Source organism: Achromobacter sp. NCFB-sbj8-Ac1-l (assembly GCF_052695805.1).
Map to the genome: position 1 here is coordinate 4,024,669 of NZ_CP199812.1, position 17,017 is coordinate 4,041,685.

Annotated in this window: 25 protein-coding genes; 2 read left to right on the forward strand and 23 right to left on the reverse strand. The window is 65.6% G+C overall.

The annotated features are described in order from the left end of the window. Positions 1-2: 2 nt before the first annotated feature. The 12 genes from ACUDP5_RS18435 to ACUDP5_RS18490 form a co-directional block, all read right to left on the reverse strand. Entirely contained in the window at positions 3-536 is a 534-nt protein-coding gene (locus ACUDP5_RS18435; protein ID WP_445656828.1) for a phage neck terminator protein, read from the reverse strand. Further along, positions 533-910, reverse strand: a complete 378-nt coding sequence (locus ACUDP5_RS18440) for a hypothetical protein (protein WP_445656829.1) — start codon at positions 908-910, stop codon at positions 533-535. The genes ACUDP5_RS18435 and ACUDP5_RS18440 overlap by 4 nt, the downstream gene beginning before the upstream one ends. After that, on the reverse strand, positions 907-1,359 hold the full coding sequence (locus tag ACUDP5_RS18445) for a hypothetical protein (RefSeq protein WP_445656830.1): 453 nt from the start codon (positions 1,357-1,359) through the stop codon (positions 907-909). Before ACUDP5_RS18445 ends, ACUDP5_RS18440 begins: the two co-directional genes overlap by 4 nt. After that, positions 1,347-1,778 (reverse strand): DUF4054 domain-containing protein, encoded by a 432-nt coding sequence (locus ACUDP5_RS18450; RefSeq protein ID WP_445656831.1) that lies wholly within the window; start codon positions 1,776-1,778, stop codon positions 1,347-1,349. The genes ACUDP5_RS18445 and ACUDP5_RS18450 overlap by 13 nt, the downstream gene beginning before the upstream one ends. Before the next feature lie 9 nt (positions 1,779-1,787). After that, a complete protein-coding gene (locus tag ACUDP5_RS18455) occupies positions 1,788-2,123 on the reverse strand; it encodes a hypothetical protein (RefSeq protein ID WP_445656832.1) in 336 nt (111 codons plus the stop codon). 64 nt (positions 2,124-2,187) lie between these two features. Continuing rightward, on the reverse strand, positions 2,188-3,222 hold the full coding sequence (locus ACUDP5_RS18460; protein WP_445656833.1) for a major capsid family protein: 1,035 nt from the start codon (positions 3,220-3,222) through the stop codon (positions 2,188-2,190). A 3-nt stretch (positions 3,223-3,225) separates the two neighbouring features. After that, a complete protein-coding gene (locus ACUDP5_RS18465) occupies positions 3,226-3,711 on the reverse strand; it encodes a structural cement protein Gp24 (protein WP_445656834.1) in 486 nt (161 codons plus the stop codon). Between the two features lie 2 nt (positions 3,712-3,713). After that, on the reverse strand, positions 3,714-5,078 hold the full coding sequence (locus ACUDP5_RS18470) for a DUF2213 domain-containing protein (protein WP_445656835.1): 1,365 nt from the start codon (positions 5,076-5,078) through the stop codon (positions 3,714-3,716). Next, positions 5,075-5,878, reverse strand: coding sequence for a phage head morphogenesis protein (locus ACUDP5_RS18475; RefSeq protein ID WP_445656836.1), 804 nt, complete (start codon positions 5,876-5,878; stop codon positions 5,075-5,077). Before ACUDP5_RS18475 ends, ACUDP5_RS18470 begins: the two co-directional genes overlap by 4 nt. Continuing rightward, positions 5,871-7,340: a DUF1073 domain-containing protein gene (locus ACUDP5_RS18480; RefSeq protein ID WP_445656837.1), complete on the reverse strand. Its 1,470-nt coding sequence runs from the start codon at positions 7,338-7,340 to the stop codon at positions 5,871-5,873. Before ACUDP5_RS18480 ends, ACUDP5_RS18475 begins: the two co-directional genes overlap by 8 nt. Before the next feature lie 143 nt (positions 7,341-7,483). Next, entirely contained in the window at positions 7,484-8,986 is a 1,503-nt protein-coding gene (gene terL, locus ACUDP5_RS18485) for a phage terminase large subunit (RefSeq protein WP_445656838.1), read from the reverse strand. After that, the gene (locus ACUDP5_RS18490) at positions 8,904-9,599 is read right to left on the reverse strand and encodes a hypothetical protein (protein WP_445656839.1); all 696 of its coding nucleotides are present in this window, start codon (positions 9,597-9,599) and stop codon (positions 8,904-8,906) included. Before ACUDP5_RS18490 ends, terL begins: the two co-directional genes overlap by 83 nt. A 488-nt stretch (positions 9,600-10,087) precedes the next feature. Between ACUDP5_RS18490 and ACUDP5_RS18495 the strand changes: the two genes are divergently transcribed. Then, a protein-coding gene (locus tag ACUDP5_RS18495) for an IS3 family transposase (protein ID WP_445656840.1) occupies positions 10,088-11,436 on the forward strand; the annotation gives its coding sequence in 2 pieces (ribosomal slippage) (positions 10,088-10,555 and positions 10,558-11,436; 1,347 coding nt in all). A 96-nt stretch (positions 11,437-11,532) separates the two neighbouring features. On the opposite strand, the gene ACUDP5_RS18500 is transcribed toward ACUDP5_RS18495, so the two are convergent. The 10 genes from ACUDP5_RS18500 to ACUDP5_RS18545 are packed head-to-tail and all read right to left on the reverse strand — an operon-like array spanning position 11,533 to position 16,523. Further along, a complete protein-coding gene (locus ACUDP5_RS18500) occupies positions 11,533-11,970 on the reverse strand; it encodes a hypothetical protein (protein WP_445656841.1) in 438 nt (145 codons plus the stop codon). Then, positions 11,967-12,173, reverse strand: a complete 207-nt coding sequence (locus ACUDP5_RS18505) for a hypothetical protein (RefSeq protein ID WP_445656842.1) — start codon at positions 12,171-12,173, stop codon at positions 11,967-11,969. Before ACUDP5_RS18505 ends, ACUDP5_RS18500 begins: the two co-directional genes overlap by 4 nt. Continuing rightward, positions 12,170-12,595: a hypothetical protein gene (locus ACUDP5_RS18510; protein ID WP_445656843.1), complete on the reverse strand. Its 426-nt coding sequence runs from the start codon at positions 12,593-12,595 to the stop codon at positions 12,170-12,172. Before ACUDP5_RS18510 ends, ACUDP5_RS18505 begins: the two co-directional genes overlap by 4 nt. Beyond that, positions 12,592-13,218, reverse strand: coding sequence for a RusA family crossover junction endodeoxyribonuclease (locus ACUDP5_RS18515; protein WP_445656844.1), 627 nt, complete (start codon positions 13,216-13,218; stop codon positions 12,592-12,594). Before ACUDP5_RS18515 ends, ACUDP5_RS18510 begins: the two co-directional genes overlap by 4 nt. Beyond that, positions 13,215-13,691, reverse strand: coding sequence for a hypothetical protein (locus tag ACUDP5_RS18520; protein ID WP_445656845.1), 477 nt, complete (start codon positions 13,689-13,691; stop codon positions 13,215-13,217). The genes ACUDP5_RS18515 and ACUDP5_RS18520 overlap by 4 nt, the downstream gene beginning before the upstream one ends. Then, a complete protein-coding gene (locus ACUDP5_RS18525; protein WP_445656846.1) occupies positions 13,688-14,458 on the reverse strand; it encodes a hypothetical protein in 771 nt (256 codons plus the stop codon). The genes ACUDP5_RS18520 and ACUDP5_RS18525 overlap by 4 nt, the downstream gene beginning before the upstream one ends. Continuing rightward, entirely contained in the window at positions 14,451-15,257 is an 807-nt protein-coding gene (locus ACUDP5_RS18530; protein WP_445656847.1) for a hypothetical protein, read from the reverse strand. The genes ACUDP5_RS18525 and ACUDP5_RS18530 overlap by 8 nt, the downstream gene beginning before the upstream one ends. Beyond that, complete coding sequence (locus ACUDP5_RS18535) at positions 15,257-15,706, reverse strand: hypothetical protein (RefSeq protein ID WP_445656848.1); 450 nt, start codon at positions 15,704-15,706, stop codon at positions 15,257-15,259. Before ACUDP5_RS18535 ends, ACUDP5_RS18530 begins: the two co-directional genes overlap by 1 nt. 44 nt (positions 15,707-15,750) lie before the next feature. Then, positions 15,751-16,227 carry a recombination protein NinB gene (locus ACUDP5_RS18540; protein WP_445656849.1) on the reverse strand — a complete coding sequence of 159 codons (477 nt, stop codon included), beginning with the start codon at positions 16,225-16,227 and terminating at the stop codon, positions 15,751-15,753. Beyond that, positions 16,212-16,523: a DNA-binding protein gene (locus tag ACUDP5_RS18545; protein WP_445656850.1), complete on the reverse strand. Its 312-nt coding sequence runs from the start codon at positions 16,521-16,523 to the stop codon at positions 16,212-16,214. The genes ACUDP5_RS18540 and ACUDP5_RS18545 overlap by 16 nt, the downstream gene beginning before the upstream one ends. Before the next feature lie 65 nt (positions 16,524-16,588). Here ACUDP5_RS18545 and ACUDP5_RS18550 point away from each other — a divergent pair, with 65 nt between their 5' ends. Further along, entirely contained in the window at positions 16,589-16,762 is a 174-nt protein-coding gene (locus ACUDP5_RS18550) for a hypothetical protein (RefSeq protein ID WP_020924369.1), read from the forward strand. Between the two features lie 5 nt (positions 16,763-16,767). On the opposite strand, the gene ACUDP5_RS18555 is transcribed toward ACUDP5_RS18550, so the two are convergent. Further along, positions 16,768-16,983 carry a helix-turn-helix domain-containing protein gene (locus ACUDP5_RS18555; RefSeq protein WP_445656851.1) on the reverse strand — a complete coding sequence of 72 codons (216 nt, stop codon included), beginning with the start codon at positions 16,981-16,983 and terminating at the stop codon, positions 16,768-16,770. Between the last annotated feature and the right edge of the window lie 34 nt (positions 16,984-17,017).

The window sequence follows — 17,017 nt, forward strand, 5'->3', positions numbered from 1 at the left end:
CTTTAAGCTCCCGGAGGGTAGGTAGTGTCGACCTCGACGAGGTCCACGTGGAGTTCGTCCGCAAACTGCTGCGGCACGGTGATGGATGGGTTGAACTGCAGGACCGCGTCGACTGACCAGCGTTCCAGGTACTGATCCTCGCCGGTGATGAACGGCAGTTGCCGCGGGTCACCGGTGTAAAGCGGCTGCGCGCCGCTCGCCTTCAATGCATCGCAGCCGTAGGAGCTGCGCAGCGCGATGGATACCGCCACGGCCATGTCCTGCGCGCTGTCCCCGTAACAATCGACCTGCACGGTCCATTGCGTGGGCCTCGTCAAGGTCATGGTGCCGGCGTCAGGCACATCCGCATACGTGGTGCGGGGTTGGGACAGCGGCGGCGCCAAGAACGGCGTCAGGTATACGTAGCGGCCCTTGGGCGGCGGCACGCGGTTCTGCTGCCCGCGCACCACCGCGACCAGGTCACCGACGATGACCTGGACGAACGCGCCCAGCGCCTCGACCAGTGCGTCCTCGGTGACGGAAACAGGAATGCTCATGGTGCCGCGTCCATCTGAAGGGTCACGCCGACCTTGCACCAGTCGGGCCAGGTCTCGAAGACCACAGTCACCAGCCAGACCTGGCCGCCGAAGACCAGCAGATCGCCACCCTTGGCCAGCGGTCGCACGACGCCCTTGGTGTCCCCGAACATGTAGACGCTGCGCTGCACCCCCTGGATGTTCTGCGCCTCGATGTGCGACAGGTCCTTGCCGCTGAGCGGCTGTACCTGCAGGCGCGCCGCGGCGTCTGGCTTGTACTTCGGCACCTGCTTGCGGCCGGCGCCGATCTCGTAGCCGTCGCTCGCGCGCAACGTGCCATCGATCATCGGATTGACCGCAGCGATGATCGGGCTGGCGATTCCGTGCAAATTCATGTGTCGACCTCGTAGTCCACGCTGTTCATCATGTGGCCGGTGTCGACCAGAGGCTTTGCGAAGCCCTTGCGAGCCACGGTGACAGGCGACAAGGCCGGGCTGTCCAACTGCCGGATGGATTCCTGCAACTGGCCCTTGATGCCCTCGCCCATCTGGCCGAGCGTCTTGTCGATGTCGTAGTCGTTGTTCTTGGCCACGGCACCCAGGGCGCGCGGCCAGTCCTTCTGCTTCTCGGCGATCATGGCCCGGAAGAACGGCCGCGGAGGCTGGTTTCGGTCTGGCCGGCCAAACTCGTTGACGGCGGCCACCAGCGCGACAGGCGTACCGTCCGGGTAGGTGGCGCCCTCCAGGAACCCCACGCGCAGCGAGCCGCCGTCGCCCAGCTTCTTGGCCATCTCCTCCAGCCGCCGCACCAGGGCCTGGCCGCCCTTCAGCTCTACGGCCGCCATGGGAACACCACGGGGACGGCGTAACCGGTCGGCGCCGGCCGATAGCGGCCCACCCGGTACTTGGCAGTGGCCTCCCAATACTGGGCGCCATAGCCGGTCTGCGCGTACCACTGCGCCGATCCCGGCGCCACGTTGTACTCAGCCGATACCGACACCGAGCCCTCGGTTGCGCTGCTGATGCGGCCCACCAGCGGCCGCGGGCCCTGGCCGTTCTCGCCATAAGTCAGCGCCGCCACGTGGGCCGTCAGCAGGTACAGGAGCACCTTGCGCTCGTCGATGTCACAGACCGCGCTGCTGTCCTTGTTGCTCAGGTACAGCGTGGCCATGCTGAAGGCATGGTTCAACTGCGCGTCCGAGAGCGTGGCGAAGGACGGGTAGATCTGCCGAAACTCGGCGGGGTCAAAGACGACGACAGCCATGGGCCGCTCCTATTTCTTCTTGCCTTCGTACTTCTCCGGCGCGATGCCGGGCGCGGGCGCGTCGGGGTCCAGACCTTCCAGGCCGGACTTTTCGTCCTTGCGCTCCTTGGCCTTCGAAGTGGCGCTTCGCTCGCTGCCCTGGGCGAAGATCATTTCCTTCTTGAGCGGCTGGAAGTCGGCATACAGCTTGGTCCAGGCTTCCCAGAAGTCAGCCGGCACTTCAGTGAAGCCGTGGCCGGCGATGGCGTCGGGATGGTTGGCACCGTTCAGGGTGACGGAGGGAGCGCCCGGGATGTCCAGGATCAAGCCATTGGGCAGCTTGCACGCAACGGTAACGGTCGACATTTCTCTTCCTCGAATAAAAAAGGGGCGCCGGTGTGGCGCCCCTGTTCGTTGCTGATGGCTTGGTTTACACGCCGATCATGCCGGCAATGGCCATGGGGACCTTGATGATGGCGCCCCAGGTACCCTGCGACTTCTTTTGCAAGAAGCTCGAGGTCTTACGCTCGATCGCGTGGGCGCGCATCTTCTCGGTGAAGGCGGCGGTGCCAACGTTCTGGCCGTCGATCGATTCGGCGATGAGCTGCACCAGCTGGCCCGAGCCGGTCGCGTACTGCACGGCGGTCTCGACGGTCAGGTTGGGGAAGTTCTTGGCCAGCAGGTCGGAGACGTTGACGTAGTACTGGTTCGTCTTCGTCAGGTTGACTTCGATCTCGGGCGACATGCACAGCTTCATCTTGTCGCGCCGCGTGACCAGGCCGCGCGTCTGGCTGACCAGTTGCGCGAACAGGCGTTGCGAAATGTCGTCGTAGACCGCCTGGCCGTCCTTCGTGGCCCAGGTCGTCCCCGAGCCGGTCCCAGTGGCGCCTGGGGCGATCGGTGCCGACAAGTTCGGATCGTTCAGCAGGCCGTAGTTCTGCAGGCCGGAGATGCCGAAGAAGTAGCTGTTGTCCTGGAACTTGTGCAGAACCAGGGCAGACGCGACATTCAGCTCCGATGCCCAGTTGATCTTCGCCTGGCCGGCCATTTCCAGCTCGCGCTCACCCCATTCCGTCATGGTCTGGTAGTGGTACGACTGGCGCTGCGGGAAGTTGGCATTCGCGCCGGCGCGGCCGTTGTTGTTGAAATCGCCGTAGGACGACACTTCGCCCGTGGATTCCACCACCGGGAAGGTGGCGGTCAGGGTGGTCCAGTCGCCTTTCTTCGACTCGCCCAGGATCACGGCACCTTGCATCGGCGTCGTCAGCACGCGCACCAGTTCGGGATCGACGTAGTTCAGCATGTAGCTCGGGATGCCCGAGTTGCTGACAGTGACCAACGGGCCGGCCTCATCCATAGCCAGAGCGTAGTCGTGGCGGTACTCGTCGGGCAGGTAGTCCATGGCGCCCGGGAACACGATGCCGAAGTGCTTCTCCAGCAGCGCGAGGTCTTGGTTTCGTTTCATGTCTTACCCCAGGTTGTAGGAGGTCATCTTGATGAGAGCGCCGATCGCGCCCGCACTGCCGACGAACATGTTGGTTTCGGTGTGGCCCGCGATCGTGGCGCCGGCGGCGCCGGTGGATACCGTGCCATCGGTGTTCGACGCGAAGACCTTTTGGCCGATGGTGGCCACCGTCTTCGTAGCGACCCAGAAGTCGCCGCCGTCGTGCAGAGTGACGCCCAGGCCGGCCGGGATGAGCATGGTGGCTTCGGCCAGCCAGATGGTGATGACGCCCTGCTGCTCACGGTGCACGAAGCCCGTGGGCACGCCGGAACCGGCGTTCGTGACCTTGCCGGTGGCACCCGCCCAGGCGAAGCGACCAACGGTCACGCCTGCGGTGTCAGCCACCAAGGCGCCCGGGCCTGCCAAGACGGTCGAACGCGGGTTGGAGCTGGCGAAGTCGCCCGCAACCGCGGCGGCCGGTTCGATGTAGACCTGTTTCTGGAAGCCCATGATTAGATCGCCTTGGGAATATGCGGGAAGCGTTCACGGAAGCTCTTCTGAGCCCCAGCATCCAACGCCATACGCGGGGTTTGGGGAGCCTGGTCTTGCGCCAGGGCCATCTTGACCAGCGCGCGGTACGCCGAGGGCGGCGTATCGGTCAGGTCGATGCCCTTGGCGTCCAGGGCCATTTTGTAGACCGCCTCGGCCGAGTCCTGGGCGACGATCTCGCCGAGGATGGGCCGGCATTCCTGCTCGGCGGTGCGGATATCGGTCATGCGCTTGACGGCAGCCTGCTCGCCCGCCTTCTGGGCCTTCGACAGGGCGGCGTCCATGGCCTGCTGGGTGACGGGCTTGGCCGGCGTGCCTTGCGTGGGCGGCGGCTCGTCTTTGGCCGCAGGCGGTTCGCCCAAGGCGGCCATGACGCGCGCGGCTTCGTCCGGGCCCAGCTTTTCGCCCAGCATTTCGCGGATCTTGCCCATCAGCTCGTCATCGTTGCCCAGGGCGTCCGGCGCGGTGGCGTCGTCTTCGTCTTCGCCGATCGGCGCGACAGTCGGGTCGGTGAAGACCTCGATGACCTCTTTCAGGTCTTCCAGGTCGGCGTCCTGCGCCAGCTTGCCCTTGAAGTGGTTCTGCATAGCGCGGATGATGCGCGGCTGCTCGGACTTCAGGTTCTTGCGGCTGACGCCCTTCAGGAAGGGGGTCAGGTCGCCCAGTGCCGCGTCCTGGGCCAGCCGGGGCCAGATATGCGCCCCGAGTGCCCCGGCGACGACGGCGGCGGTTTTGCTCAGTTTCATTTTCGGGATCTCCGAAGGGTTGAGGGTACTGCTGTCGCCTACGACGACGTCCGGGCCAGTCCGGCCCACTTCGACGAGCGCGACGTGATTGCCGCACAAGTCACGCATCACCCCGTCGTATGCGACGCCCTCATACATGCCGGGCGTCATATCGGCGCGGTAGCGGTACGCGGGGGAAAGCTCCTTCTGCTGCTCGGAGTCGATCAGCGCGATCGCGACGGCGTCCCATACGACGAGGGAATTCTTGAGGTACGGCGCCAGGAAGGAGGCGTTCGAACCGGTGGCCCCGACCACGAATTCTTTCTGCGGCTCGGCGGCCGAGACGGGGATGTGCTTGGACAGCAGCGGGATGTTGTTGAAGGTCGGCGCCGCGCGCGCCAGCTCTTCAGGGTCCCGCAGCAGGAAGTAGATGCGGTTGGGGTCCAGCCCCAGCGCTTCCCAATCCGGGATCTCGCTGCCGCGGTACGGGTTGACCGTGGCCTTGCTGATGTTGCTGATCTCGACGTGCATCCGGCCGTCCACGTCGATCCGGCGGACGGTGGCGCGGTCGAAGGCCAAGCCGTGGTGGTTCTGCTGGTTCATTCGTCGAATCCCGGGATGATGCTGATGGCCACGCACCGGCAATTGGGCAGCTCGCCAGGGCGGATGTACTCGCCATCGATGAGCATGCCCTTGTCCACGTCGTAGATCTCGCCGTCGGCGTCCTGGTGCGACTTGCGCGGATGCTTGCCGCCGCGCGAGTGCCGCCACTTGGCCTGTTTGATGCCCAGGCCCTGCTGACGCACGCGCGTGATGGTGGCCGTTGCCTTGTTGTTCTGGTCGCGCGCAATGAATGCCGCGCGCCGCTTGGTGATGCCGTACCGCTTCTGCAGGTCCTCGACCAGCCCTTCCAGGTCGCGGCCCTGCGTGACCGACCGCATGACCATGCCCTGCACATCCTGCAGATGCTCGGCGGCGACCGACTTGATCAGTCCGACGTTTTCCTGCACGGTGGCCTGGAAGACGTCATTGGCCGCCCGGGTCAGCTGGAACTGCACGCTGAAGCCCTTCTGCCGCAGGGCGTTGCGCAGCGAGATGTCCGCCGCGCTCATCGAGCCTTCCGCGAACTCGCTGGCCACCGGCTGGGCCGCCTCGTCGAAGCGGCGCTGCCACTGCTTGGCCAGGCGCCGCATCATCTTGGTCAGCGCCATGGCCGGGCTTTCGTCCTGGGCTATCTCAGGAACATTGCGCCGATAGGCCGCCGTCAGCCAGTACACCAGGGACCGCTGCATCTCATCGATTAGGCGGTCCAGGCGCTTGCGGTAGGCCGCCTCGATCCCCTGGTTGGCGTGCACGGGGCGCAGCGGCACCTCGCGGCCAGTCGGGGATACGAGGTCAGGCATTCGCGTCTTCCTGCGGTTCGTCTTCCAGGGGCGGCGGCGCGCCGGGCACAGCATCCGGCACCCCGTCGTCGTCATCGTCGCCAAGGTCCAGCGAGTGGTAGCCGTTCGTCTCGTCCGCCGCCACCCGCTCGCGCACCTCCTGCGGGCTGACTGCGCCGATGTCCACCAGCACCGCGTCCGTGTCGGCGTCCAGCTTGCGGACATCGGCCAGTTCCTTCTCGCTCATCTGCCACAGCGGCACGAAGCTGAAGGTGATGTCGGGGTCGATCTCGCCGAAGGCGTCCAACTGGATGACCTCCAGGCACTGCTGTAGCGGGTCGCGGAACACCGCTTCCTGCACCGAGAGGATTTCGTCGTAGAACACCCGGATTTCACCGTCGGCGGTCGAATTCAAGCCGCTGGGGGTGATGCCTGTGTACTTCACCAGCGGAATGCCTGGGACCACGCAAAGCTGCTCAAGCGACTGGTTTTGCAACGCATCCAGGCCCGAGAGAGGCACGTTCTCGAAACCGAACTCCTCGGTGTCCTTGTCGATCGCATAGGTCCCGCGGTTGCTGCGGGTTCGATTGAAGACGTCGATCCGAGAAAAAACGTCATCCCCGGGCTCACCGGACAGCAGCGATTGCAGGTTGCTCTTGAAGACCCCCACCGAGAAGCCGTCGATCAGGTTGGCCACCGCCTGGCGCGTCTTCAGCCAGTTGTTGACATATGGGATGGTCAACTGCGTCAGGGACATCCCGCCGAAGTTGTAGGACGGCTTCAGCAGGTCCGGCACCTCGCGCGACACGATGTTCAGCAAGCGGCTGCTGTGCACCTGGCGCCCCAGCACAAACCAGGACGTCGGCTTGTAGAAGTCCGGCCGCATCGGGTTGTCGCTGTTGTACAGGTACGGCGTGGTCCAGACCGGGTCGATGACCTTGAAGCCCGCCAGGGCGCCCTTGGTGATCTTCGCCGGGCTTTTGACCAGGATCGACTGCAGTTCGTCAGGGTCAGTCCAGGCCAGCGTGCCGCTGGGCGTCTTCACGTCGATGTAGATCTGCGACCGGCCGAACAGGCCATCCTGCAAGGCCGCCAGGCGGAACTTGGCGCGCAGGCGATGCTTGCGCATGGCCTTCTCGATGACTTCGAGCTTGTCGCTCTTGTCGTCTTCGCCCTTCACTTCCAGCTTGATCCACTTCCGAGTCATCTCCTTGGCGATGACGTCGGACATCTTGCGGTACTCGGGCCGCTGCGACAGCTCGGCCAGGTACGGGTAGCCGATAAAGCCCATCCCGGCATAGGCCTCGCTCACGTAGGCATAGACGGGATTCATCGCCTCGTCCATCGCCAGCATCGCCTGTTCCTTGTCGGCAGGGATGACGAACGGCGCCACGGCGGGACGCTTGAACTCGCCCACCGGCGCGGCCACGGGATCGGCCGGCGGCACGTTGGCCAGGCCCAGGGCCTCCAGGCTGATTTTCATCCCGGGCTCGCGGCGCGGTGCCGGAGGCGGCGGCATACGCCCGCTGCTCTCTGGCTGATAGCCGAACCAAGGCCGGCGGCGCGCAGCCGGCTCCGCCGCGGGAGCCGTCGCCGGCGTCCTGCGGAGGATCCAGTCGAGTAGTTTCATGCACGCCTCAATGCGTCGGGGTTGATTTGCATCGGCCGCTTGGTGATCAGCTCGGCGAAGGCCCGTGAGAGCCCGTCGACCTGGTCGTCATGCTTGCCGTTCGGGAAAGACCGCAGCTCGTCGATCAGCGCCTTGTTCCAGTCGCCGCGCAGCATCAGGACGTTGCCGACGTTGACCTGGGCGGCGAACGGCTCGGCGCGCACAACCTTGTCGCCGCTTTCCGGGCTGCTCACGATCCGGTAGCCGGGCATGCCGCGCGTCAGGTACAGCACCTGCGTTTTGCCGGCCTGGCCCGGGTCCTGCGGAATGCTGATGCGGACCTGCCGGCCGTCCAGCGCCGCGGTGTTCTCCAGCGCCTTGTCGCGGCGGTCCGGGCCCCACTGGCCACGCACCATGTCGCCGATCACGTACTGACCGGTCGGCAGGCGCCCCAGCTTCGGGCCGGCCGTGAAGTCGCCCGCGCCGTCCGTGCTGGCGAAGTCCCAGCCGCGCACCCAGTCGATGCGGCCGGCGGGCAGCGCGTCGATGATCTGGATCTGGTCGGGCCTGAATAGGTCACCATCCAGCGGCGTCGGCAGCTGCTGATAGAGCGACGACCAGGTGCGCGAGTTGCTTTCGAACTGCGCCCAGTGCTGGCGATCGAACCATTCCGGCCAGAGGTATTCGCCCCGGGCTCGGCCCAGCGGGTCGCTGTCGACCTCGCAGCGCGCCTGGATGCACAGCACCTCCCAGTCGTTGCCGTCCTTGCAGCGGATCAGCCCGCTTTCGCCCTTCCAGTCATCCGGCAGAACCCGGCCGGCCAGGTCGTCCTCGTGCCACCGGGTGGTGATCAGGACAATCCAGCCGCCCGGGATCAGGCGCGTCTTCAGGTCGTCTTCGTAGGCATCCCAGGTCTTGTTTCGGATCGTCTCCGAGTTCGCCTGCTCGCGGCCCTTGATCGGGTCGTCGATGATGATGCCGTGCGCGCGGTTGCCGGTGATGCCGGACAGGATGCCGCACGCCATGTATTCGCTGTCGTTGGACAGCGCGAATTCCTGGGCGGCGTTCGAATCCGACACCAGCGCCGCGCCCCAGATATTCCGGTACCGCGGCTGCTTGATGATCGAGCGCGTGCGGCGCCCCATCTTGCGGGCCAGATCGTCGCCGTAGCTGGCCAGGATGACGCGCCGGCCCGGCGTCGCGCCCAGGTACTTCGAGGGGAACACCACCGACGCATACGTCGACTTGGCGCTGCCCGGCGGCATGCACACGATCATCCGGCCGTGCCGGCGCTGGCTGGTCTCTTCCAGCTTGGCCAGCAGCAGGCGGTGGTGCACCGCCATGGTGGTCTCGATGGGCTCGAAAAACTCGGCGTCAGGGTCTTCCTCGTCCACCGGCCGGCCCGGCACCTCGATCGCATTGGCGTACTGGAGGATGTCAGCCCTCGCCCGCCTCCGGATCAGCAGCTCCCTGGCCGCTTCCTGTCGCGAGGGCAAGGAGTTCTTCGTCGGTGAAGTCATCGGCCTTCCGCGGCGGCGTGTTCAGGTTGATCTGTTGCGGTACGGGCAGGATGCCGTAGGCCTCGCGCTCCAGGGCAATCAGCACCTTGAGCGTTTCGGCCAGCTTCTTCAAACCGTCAATGCGGGACGCCATGGAAATGGCGCGGTTGTAGACCGTCTCGCGCTTTCCCTGGGCGCCGTCTTCGTCACTGCGCAGGAACTCGGCCAGGTCACGGAACAGTTCGGGGTGGCCGGTCTCGGCCTCCAGTTCCACCAGCATGGCCTCGGTGGCCTCGCGCATCCGGCGGATGGTCGACTTGTGCTTGAGCTTGACGTCGGCCAGGGCTTGGGCGCCGATGGCGATCTCTTCCTTGACCCGGTGCGCACTCGATTCACTGCGGGCCGTGGACTGCGTACTTAGCCTGCGTACCTCATCCCTGCGCACGAGCTCGTCGGCCTTGGCCTGGACTCGGGCGTTCAGGTCGCGGGGCCACTCGTCGCGCTTGGCGCGCTTGCGGATGGCCCCCTCGGTGATGCCGTGCAGGGTGGCGAGCTCGCGCAGGGACATGACGCCCGCGCGGTAGCCCGCCTCGATGCGCTCCCAGTCGGGTGGCGCCTTCTTGGGCTGTGTCATTCGGTTCTCGGTGTGGTTGCCCCCATCCGACTACCCGCCACGGCGGGCTGGGCGCGGCGGTTCTCGTCGTGCTGGCCGCCGGCGACAAGACCGGAAAGAAGTGCCCCGCGCATTTGCCCCTGCGCGGGCGCCAGGCCAGCTGAGGCGACTCATGGGGGTATTGGTAGGAAGTGGGGCCCCTCCCCCTAGCACGCGTTGCACGTGGCGCTGTGTGGCGCAGGGAGACTTCGGGCGGCGCCGGTCGGAGCCAGCGGTACGGGGCTATCCCCGAGTGCAGCATTGGCCATTGGCGCGCTGCTGTCTGGTCGATTGCGGCGGCTGTTCCCACAGAGCAGAGGCCGGAGCGTGACGTCTGCCAGCCGGTGCCCATGCGGCCCGGCGGACGGTTCTCTCTGGCCCCTGCTCTCTGGAAACAGGCATGAAAAAAGCCCCGGCTTTGAACTGCACCCCAAAAGTTGGACACTGATCCAACCTTTGGGGTGTTTTTCATGACGAAGTACGATGAGCGATTCAAGCTCAAGGCAGTTAAGCATTACGTGTCAGGCAATCTTAGCTATCGAGAGGTGGCCGGGCTGCATGGGATCGAGCATTCGATGCTGCGCCGTTGGGTGTCAAGCTATGAGCAGCACGGCGCTGCTGGACTGGCCAAAAAGTTCAGTCACTACGATGCGGCGTTCAAGCAGGGGGTGCTTGAGCGGATAGATCGTGATGGTCTGTCCGATCGCCAGGCAGCAGCGCTTTATGACATCCGTCACGCGGGCAGCATCGGCATCTGGCGCGCCCAGTATGATGCTGGGGGTGTAGGCGCATTGGCGTCGCAACCTAGAAGCAGGCGCACAATGCCTCACAAATACCCCCCCGCCCCGGTCTCCAAGGATATGACCGTCGAGCAGATGCAAGAAGAGCTGGCTTATCTGCGTGCGGAGAATGATTACCTAAAAAAATTGAAGGCCTTGATCCAAGCGGAACGGACCGAAGCGCTGGTCAAAAAGCGCAAATGGTCCAAGGATTGAGGTCGGCCCACCCGCTGGCATTGTTGCTGCGCGCAGCTGGACTGTCGCGCAGCACGTTCTATTACCACCTAAAGGTACAAGGCGCAGCGGACAAGTACGCTGATCTGAAGGCCAGGATCAGTGCCGTCTATGCCCATCACAAGGGGCGCTATGGCTATCGCCGGATCACGTCGGTGCTGCGCCAGGCTGGCGATCTGGTCAACCACAAGACGGTGCAGCGCCTGATGCAGGTGTTGGGTCTGAAGTCGCTGGTGCGGGTCAAGAAATACCGCTCATACCGCGGCGATGCGGGCCGGATCGCGCCGGACTTGCTCAAGCGCCAGTTCCAAGCTTCTGGCCCCAACCAGAAGTGGGCAACCGACGTGACCGAGTTCAACGTCCAGGGCGAGAAGCTGTACCTGTCCCCGGTGATGGACCTGTACAACGGCGAGATCGTGGCCTACCAGATCGAGCCGCGCCCTGTGTTCGGGCTGGTGACCAAGATGTTGAAAAAGGCCTTCGCCAAGCTCAAGCCCGCGGATAGGCCGTTATTGCACTCGGATCAGGGCTGGCAGTACCAGCAACGCGCCTATCGGCGCCTGCTGGACGAGCGCAGCGTCACCCAGAGCATGTCCCGCAAGGGCAACTGCCTGGACAACGCCGCCATGGAAAGCTTCTTCGGCACGCTCAAGTCAGAGTTCTGCCACCTGAACCGCTTCGAGAGCATCGAGCAGCTACAGGCCGGCATCCGCCAATACATCCACTACTACAATCACCACCGCATCAAGCTCAAGCTAAAAGGCCTGAGTCCGGTTCAATACCGGACCCAGGCCTTCGGCCCTTAGCTTCTTACTGTCCAACTTCTTGGGGTCAGTTCACTTTCGCTCGGGGCTCGTTTCTTTCGGACGCACGACGCCCGCCATGGGCATCGGGTCACGTCGTTAGACGGTAGTCAAGTTGTCTTGGCGACGATTATGCACCCGGCTTGCGTACTGCGCAACAAAATCTTCGAAGTTCCCAACAGCGCGCACCAGGATGTCGTCGTACTCGCGCAACCTGATGCCCTGGGCGCGGCATGTGGCCTTCCAGTAAGCGCGCTGCACATAATGGGCCCGCAGCAGCTCGCGGTGTTGGTGCAACATCCGGTACACGGCATTGCGCCACGCCGCCTCGATGAACGCAGCGTCGGCCTCGTCCACCTCCTCCTGCGGCTCCTCCGCTTCGGTCAGCTTGCCGGCCTTCTTGGCCAACATGCGGCAGATCTCGTAGGTGGGCGAGACGCCGTAGCCGCCGCGGCTGCGCATGACGTCCCCCCAATTGCAAAGCCGTTCATGGAAATCGGCCGGCAGCCGGTCCAGCAGCAGTTTGGAAATTGTCATGGCGCGGGGCGCTCCTGGTACTTCGAACAACGTTGCCCGATCTCTTCGCCCAGGGCGCAGCGCAGGACGCGCCGACCGCCGAAGGGGTTGGTGATCAGGCGGATTTCAGTGCAGCCCGCGCACGTGCGGGCCGGCGGTGGCTCTTGGCGGCGCTCCAGCACCTTGAGTGGGTCGCCGCGCTCGGTTTGGCGGGCCCAGGTCATATGCGCCGTTCCCTGATCCCGGCCAGCGAGCGCAGCGGTTCCTGCTCGGCGCGGGCGCGGGCGGCTGCCAGTGCCATGGCTGGCGACATAGAGAACGGTCGCGCGGCCACCTGAGTGCCGGGCACCACGGTCACCGGGCCTGTATAGGGCACGTCTGGCCAGATGGGCGCCGACACCTCGGTCGCGCGGCGCCGCGGCGTCCCTGCGGCCTTCACCTCGCGCGGCTCGCGTTTTCTGGGCTTGGCCTTGACCCGCGGCCGGGTCGGAATCTCGCCGATCTTCTCCCGGTGCCGGCGCACCAACTGGGCGATGCGCGTGGACGTCACGCCGAATTCGCGCGCCAGGGCGGCCGTGCCTTCGCCGGCCAGGCGCCGCGAGACGATTTCCGCGTTGCGCGCGGTCTGTTCGTGGGTGGTGTTCATGGGTTGCGCTCCTGCGCCACGGCGCCAAAGAGGTCGGTTTGGGGCCGCTCGACAGCCAGCGGCGTGACGACCGCCACCAGCCGCGCGCCGAACTCGTCCGGCTCGGCCCGGCGGGCGCTGATCTCGCGCACCCAGGCGTCATCTTGGAAAACGACGTCCTTCAGGCTGTCGAGCACCACCTTCTGGGCGTTGTCCAGGTCCAGGCATTGCACGGTGTCATCCCAGGCCGCGCCGTCCTTGCGCATGCGCTTCTGCCAATCCTGCGGGCGGTTCGGGTACAGGGTGAACTCCACCCGCACCCGGCCGGCGATCGGCTTGCGCACGCCCGCCACCAGCGCCAGCTTCTGCACCTGGGCCTTGTAGGCCTTCGCCTCGGGCGTGACATAGGTGCTGGTGAACGCCGGCTTTCCCCGCGGCGTGACCGTGCGGCTGGCCCAGTAGCGGTTCGCGCTGATCGGGTACGGCAGGGTCAGTAGAACGCCGGCCGGCCCTTGTGCGCGCGCGAAGCTGTCCGGGGCTGGCACGGCGTATCCGCCGCAGGCAATGGCCAGAACTTCGGCGCGCTTCGCCAGCGTGCCGGCCATCGGGTCGTAGGCTTCGGTGAGGTTGTGTGAAGCGGTCATGCGTCGGCTTCCTCGGGTTGGTTGTGATCCAGCCAGGTCGATCCCTGGCCGGCGGGTTTGGGGGTGCCCATGTGCGCCTGGGGCTGGCGGCATTCGTCGCCCAGGACGCGGAGCATGTGGGCGCCCAGGTGGTAGGCGGTGAGCCTTTCGGCTTTGGCAGCGCTGGCCAGGATGTCTGCGCGGCCCAGGGCCTCGATGCGGTCCAGCACCTTGCGGCTGACCGTGTCGCCCTTGGGGCGGTTGACCAGCCAGTAGGCGGCGGTGAACAGGGCCTTGCGGTTCTGGGCCCGGGCGCTGATGTCGTCGAATTCCGAGCGAGGTGCACCGAAGTGCAGGCGGCAGTGCCAGTCCTTGGTGCCCTGGGTACTGGCGGTCATCGTGCCTGGCAGGCAGCAGCCGAAGGCAGCGCAGATGCCATAGCCCCCGCTTTCGTTGCCGCCCACGGCGGCGCTGGCTTCGGCGTAGGCGCTCATGCACGGGCCCCTTGCTGGTGCTGGGCGACCTTGGCCGCCGTCTCGGCTTTCAGCACGTCGAGGCGCTCACGCTCGGCCTGGCTGGCCGCTTCGGCGTCGCGGCGGCGCTTCTCGGACGGCGTGATGGCCTTGGCCAACATCTGGTGCAGCTTGCGGATGTTCTCGGCGGCGACTTCATCGTCGGGCATGCCGTTCTCTGCCGCGGGTGGCGGCAGCAGGCCGGCCACGTGCGGCGCGGGCAGCTGGCCCAGCCTCACCGCCGAATGCAGCACCTGCTCGCGCTGCGCCGCGTCCTGGCCCAGGGATGCGATCCAGCGCACGGGGCGAAACTCGGCGCGGGCCTTGCTGACCATCCGGCCGTAGGCAGCCTTGAACGCCATCCGGGCGCCAACCTCGTCGCCGCGCACCAGCACAGGCCGGGCCGCCGTCAGCGCCGCGGCGATTTCGTCGGTCCATACCACCGTGACCGCCTCGTCGTCGGCCTGCATGGCGATCGACCATGCCTCATCCGCTTCCGGCCGGCCATCCTGTGCGGCCGCGCCCTCAATCTGCGCGACGATGTGCGCCGGTTGGATCATGGTTTTGTACTTGCCCTCGTCCGCGTCGAGCAGGTGGGCCTGGATGGCCTTCTCGACCAGCGACAGCGGGTAGCGCCGCACGGCTTGGAAGAACAGCGCCTTGGCGCGCACGCCTAGCACCTTCAACTGCCGAAGCTCCGCGACATCGTCCAGCAGTTCACAGAACCGCTCGAAATCGTCCTCAGACATCGATCACCTCCTGCCGGCTGGCCCCACCGCCGAACACCAAGCGCTTCGCCTCGGCATTGATCTGCGCGGCGTTTGCGGCCGACCCGTTGGCGACTCCAGGCATGCCGTGCGCGCCGCTGTCAGGCCGGACCCACTCGGCCTTGAAGCCCTGCCACCCGCGCTCGGCGGAGGTGCGCAGAGCGGCGTTCAGTGTCATCCCGGCAGTGGCGGCTTCACGCTCCAGGCCGGCCAGCGCGGTAGCCGTGACTGGCGCCCGCTTCTTCGCGCGCAGCGCCAGGAAGTCGGCAGCCACCTGGGGATCTACGCCCCGGGCTTGCAGGTCGATGGCTGTGATGGCCGCTCCGGCCTTCGCCTTGTCGGTTTCGGGCTTGGGGGATATAGGGGGTTCTTTCTTCTTTTCTTCTTCTCTATTCTTCTCTTCTCTAGTCCGCTTTTTGTCCGCTTGCGGAGCGGACGAATTTCGGTCGTTTCGCTTCCTGTCTGCGTCCTGCGCGCGCTTCTTGGCGGACTGGCCGTTATGCTCGTCAAACTCAGGCATGCAGAGGGAATTGCCGTCAAATTCCAGCCAACCGACGGAAATCATGGCGTCCGAAAATCCGGGAAAGCCGACGGTCTCGTCCATCACTTTCGGCGTGTAGCCTTCCAGCTTTCCGTCGATCGAGTGGGCATCGAACAGACCCCAAACGGACAAAAGTCCACCAATCACGCGCAGTCTGTCCGCTTCGCAAGCGGACGCAATGCGGACAACTTTCGGATGCGTCGGCAGGTCGACGCGCATCTTGATCCAGTCAGCGGCCATTACGCGGCCTCCTTGAACTTGTCGCTGTTCGCGGCCATCTTCTCGGCACGCACGGGTTCCCAGCGCGTGTAGGCCCAGTCCCAGGTGGCGCGCTTGACCTCGCGGTCAATGCCGCTCTGGTCGTAGAGCGTGTGGCAGAAGTGGCAGGCGGGAACGGTGAATTTGTCGGGGACCTTCAGGCCGATGCCCTTCCCTTCGTTCTGGTGGGCGGGCACAACCGTGGGGTCGTCTTGGTAGCTGCAGCAGCCGGCGAATTGCAGGTAGCAGCGTTCGCCGCGGCATGCGGCCAGGTACTTCGGTTCGTGGCCGCGGCGCTTCTTCGGCGCGCGGCGCTTGATGGCGGCACGCTGCAGCGTGGACTGCCGCGCCAAGGTGGCGACGGAGCCGCTGGAGAGCCGGAACCCGGTGGCGCGCAGCGGGGTCTTGCGGGTCAGGGGTGCGGTTCTCATGAGAGAACTGTTGCGCAGACCGGTAGTCGGAATCCCGACTTTTTTCATGGCCGCACTCCCCTGCTACGGAACTCGACGCCCAGCTCGGCGCCGGCGGCCTCGACCTGTGTCAGGTACTGGGCCATGCCCTTGACGGTCAGCATGGTGGTGCTCCCCACCAGCGCGCGGTCGCCGCGCGGGGTGATCTGCCACTTCACGTAGCCATCCAGGCACAGTTCGGGGTCGAACTCTTCGGGCAGAAACTCGCGCTTGAAATGCTCGTGCCAGGCCTCAGCCGTGAAGCGCTTGCCGCCCACCCAGGCCTGTTCCGCGATGTCAGCCAGCGGTCCCACCCACATCAGCGCGTTCTGAGACAGCTTGCGCGGCTTCACACGCTCGCGCACCACCACCTCTAGCGGCTCGTCGGCGTCCAACGGCAGGTTTGCCAGGAACGTCTGCGCGGCGGCCTGTTGGCTGGCGCCGACCAGCAGGAACGTGCGGGGGTTGTGCAGGCGCTGGCGCATGGCTATGCCGCCCCGCATGTGCCCTGGCTCAGTCGGGCCCGGCAGCAGTTGGCGCCGATGGCATTGCCACGGGCCAGATAGTCCATGTACCACTGTTCGACGATCGACAGGCCGAACACCTCCAGGATGGCGTCCAACTGCTCCAGCTTGATGCCGGCGTTGTTGTTCAGCACCTGGGTGATCGACGATTCATCTTTCCAGCCAGCCGCCTGCATGACGTCGGCGCGCGTGGCCTTGGACATGGTGGTCAAAGCCTTGCGGATCAGGGTTTCGCCCTGAGGCTGTGATGCGGAGGGAATCTGAGGGGCGTTCATGAGGCTTCAACGCTGTTCAAGTGAAAAGGAATGCCGCTGAAAGCGCGGCTCGGCACACTGGCGGCATGAAAAATCTGACCGAAACCGAAAAGCTGCTCATCACCGCCCAGGACATGGCCCGGCGCACGTTCGTCGACCCGTCCGAAGCAGCCGTCATGGCCATCTTCGAAGAGCTGCGCGCCGAGCGCGACCGCATGGCATGGGCCACCGACGACCGCGTCGGCGCGACGGTGCATTGATGGGGTCATGTCGCACACTGCGCAGCCGCGCTTTGCTCGGCCGGCGGCGGCAGCGAGCGGGCCAGCTCGGCCAGCTTCAGGGCGTCGTTGGCGCCGGCGGAAGGCGCGCCAGCCTCCCAACGAGAGAGGCGCGGCTGCGGAATGCCTGTGCGTCGGGAGATTTCCGACTGGGTCAATCCGGCGGCGCGAATGCGCTTGATGAGGTCGGTAGCGGTGTCCATGGGCGTCAGATTATACGTTTCCGAATAACCATGC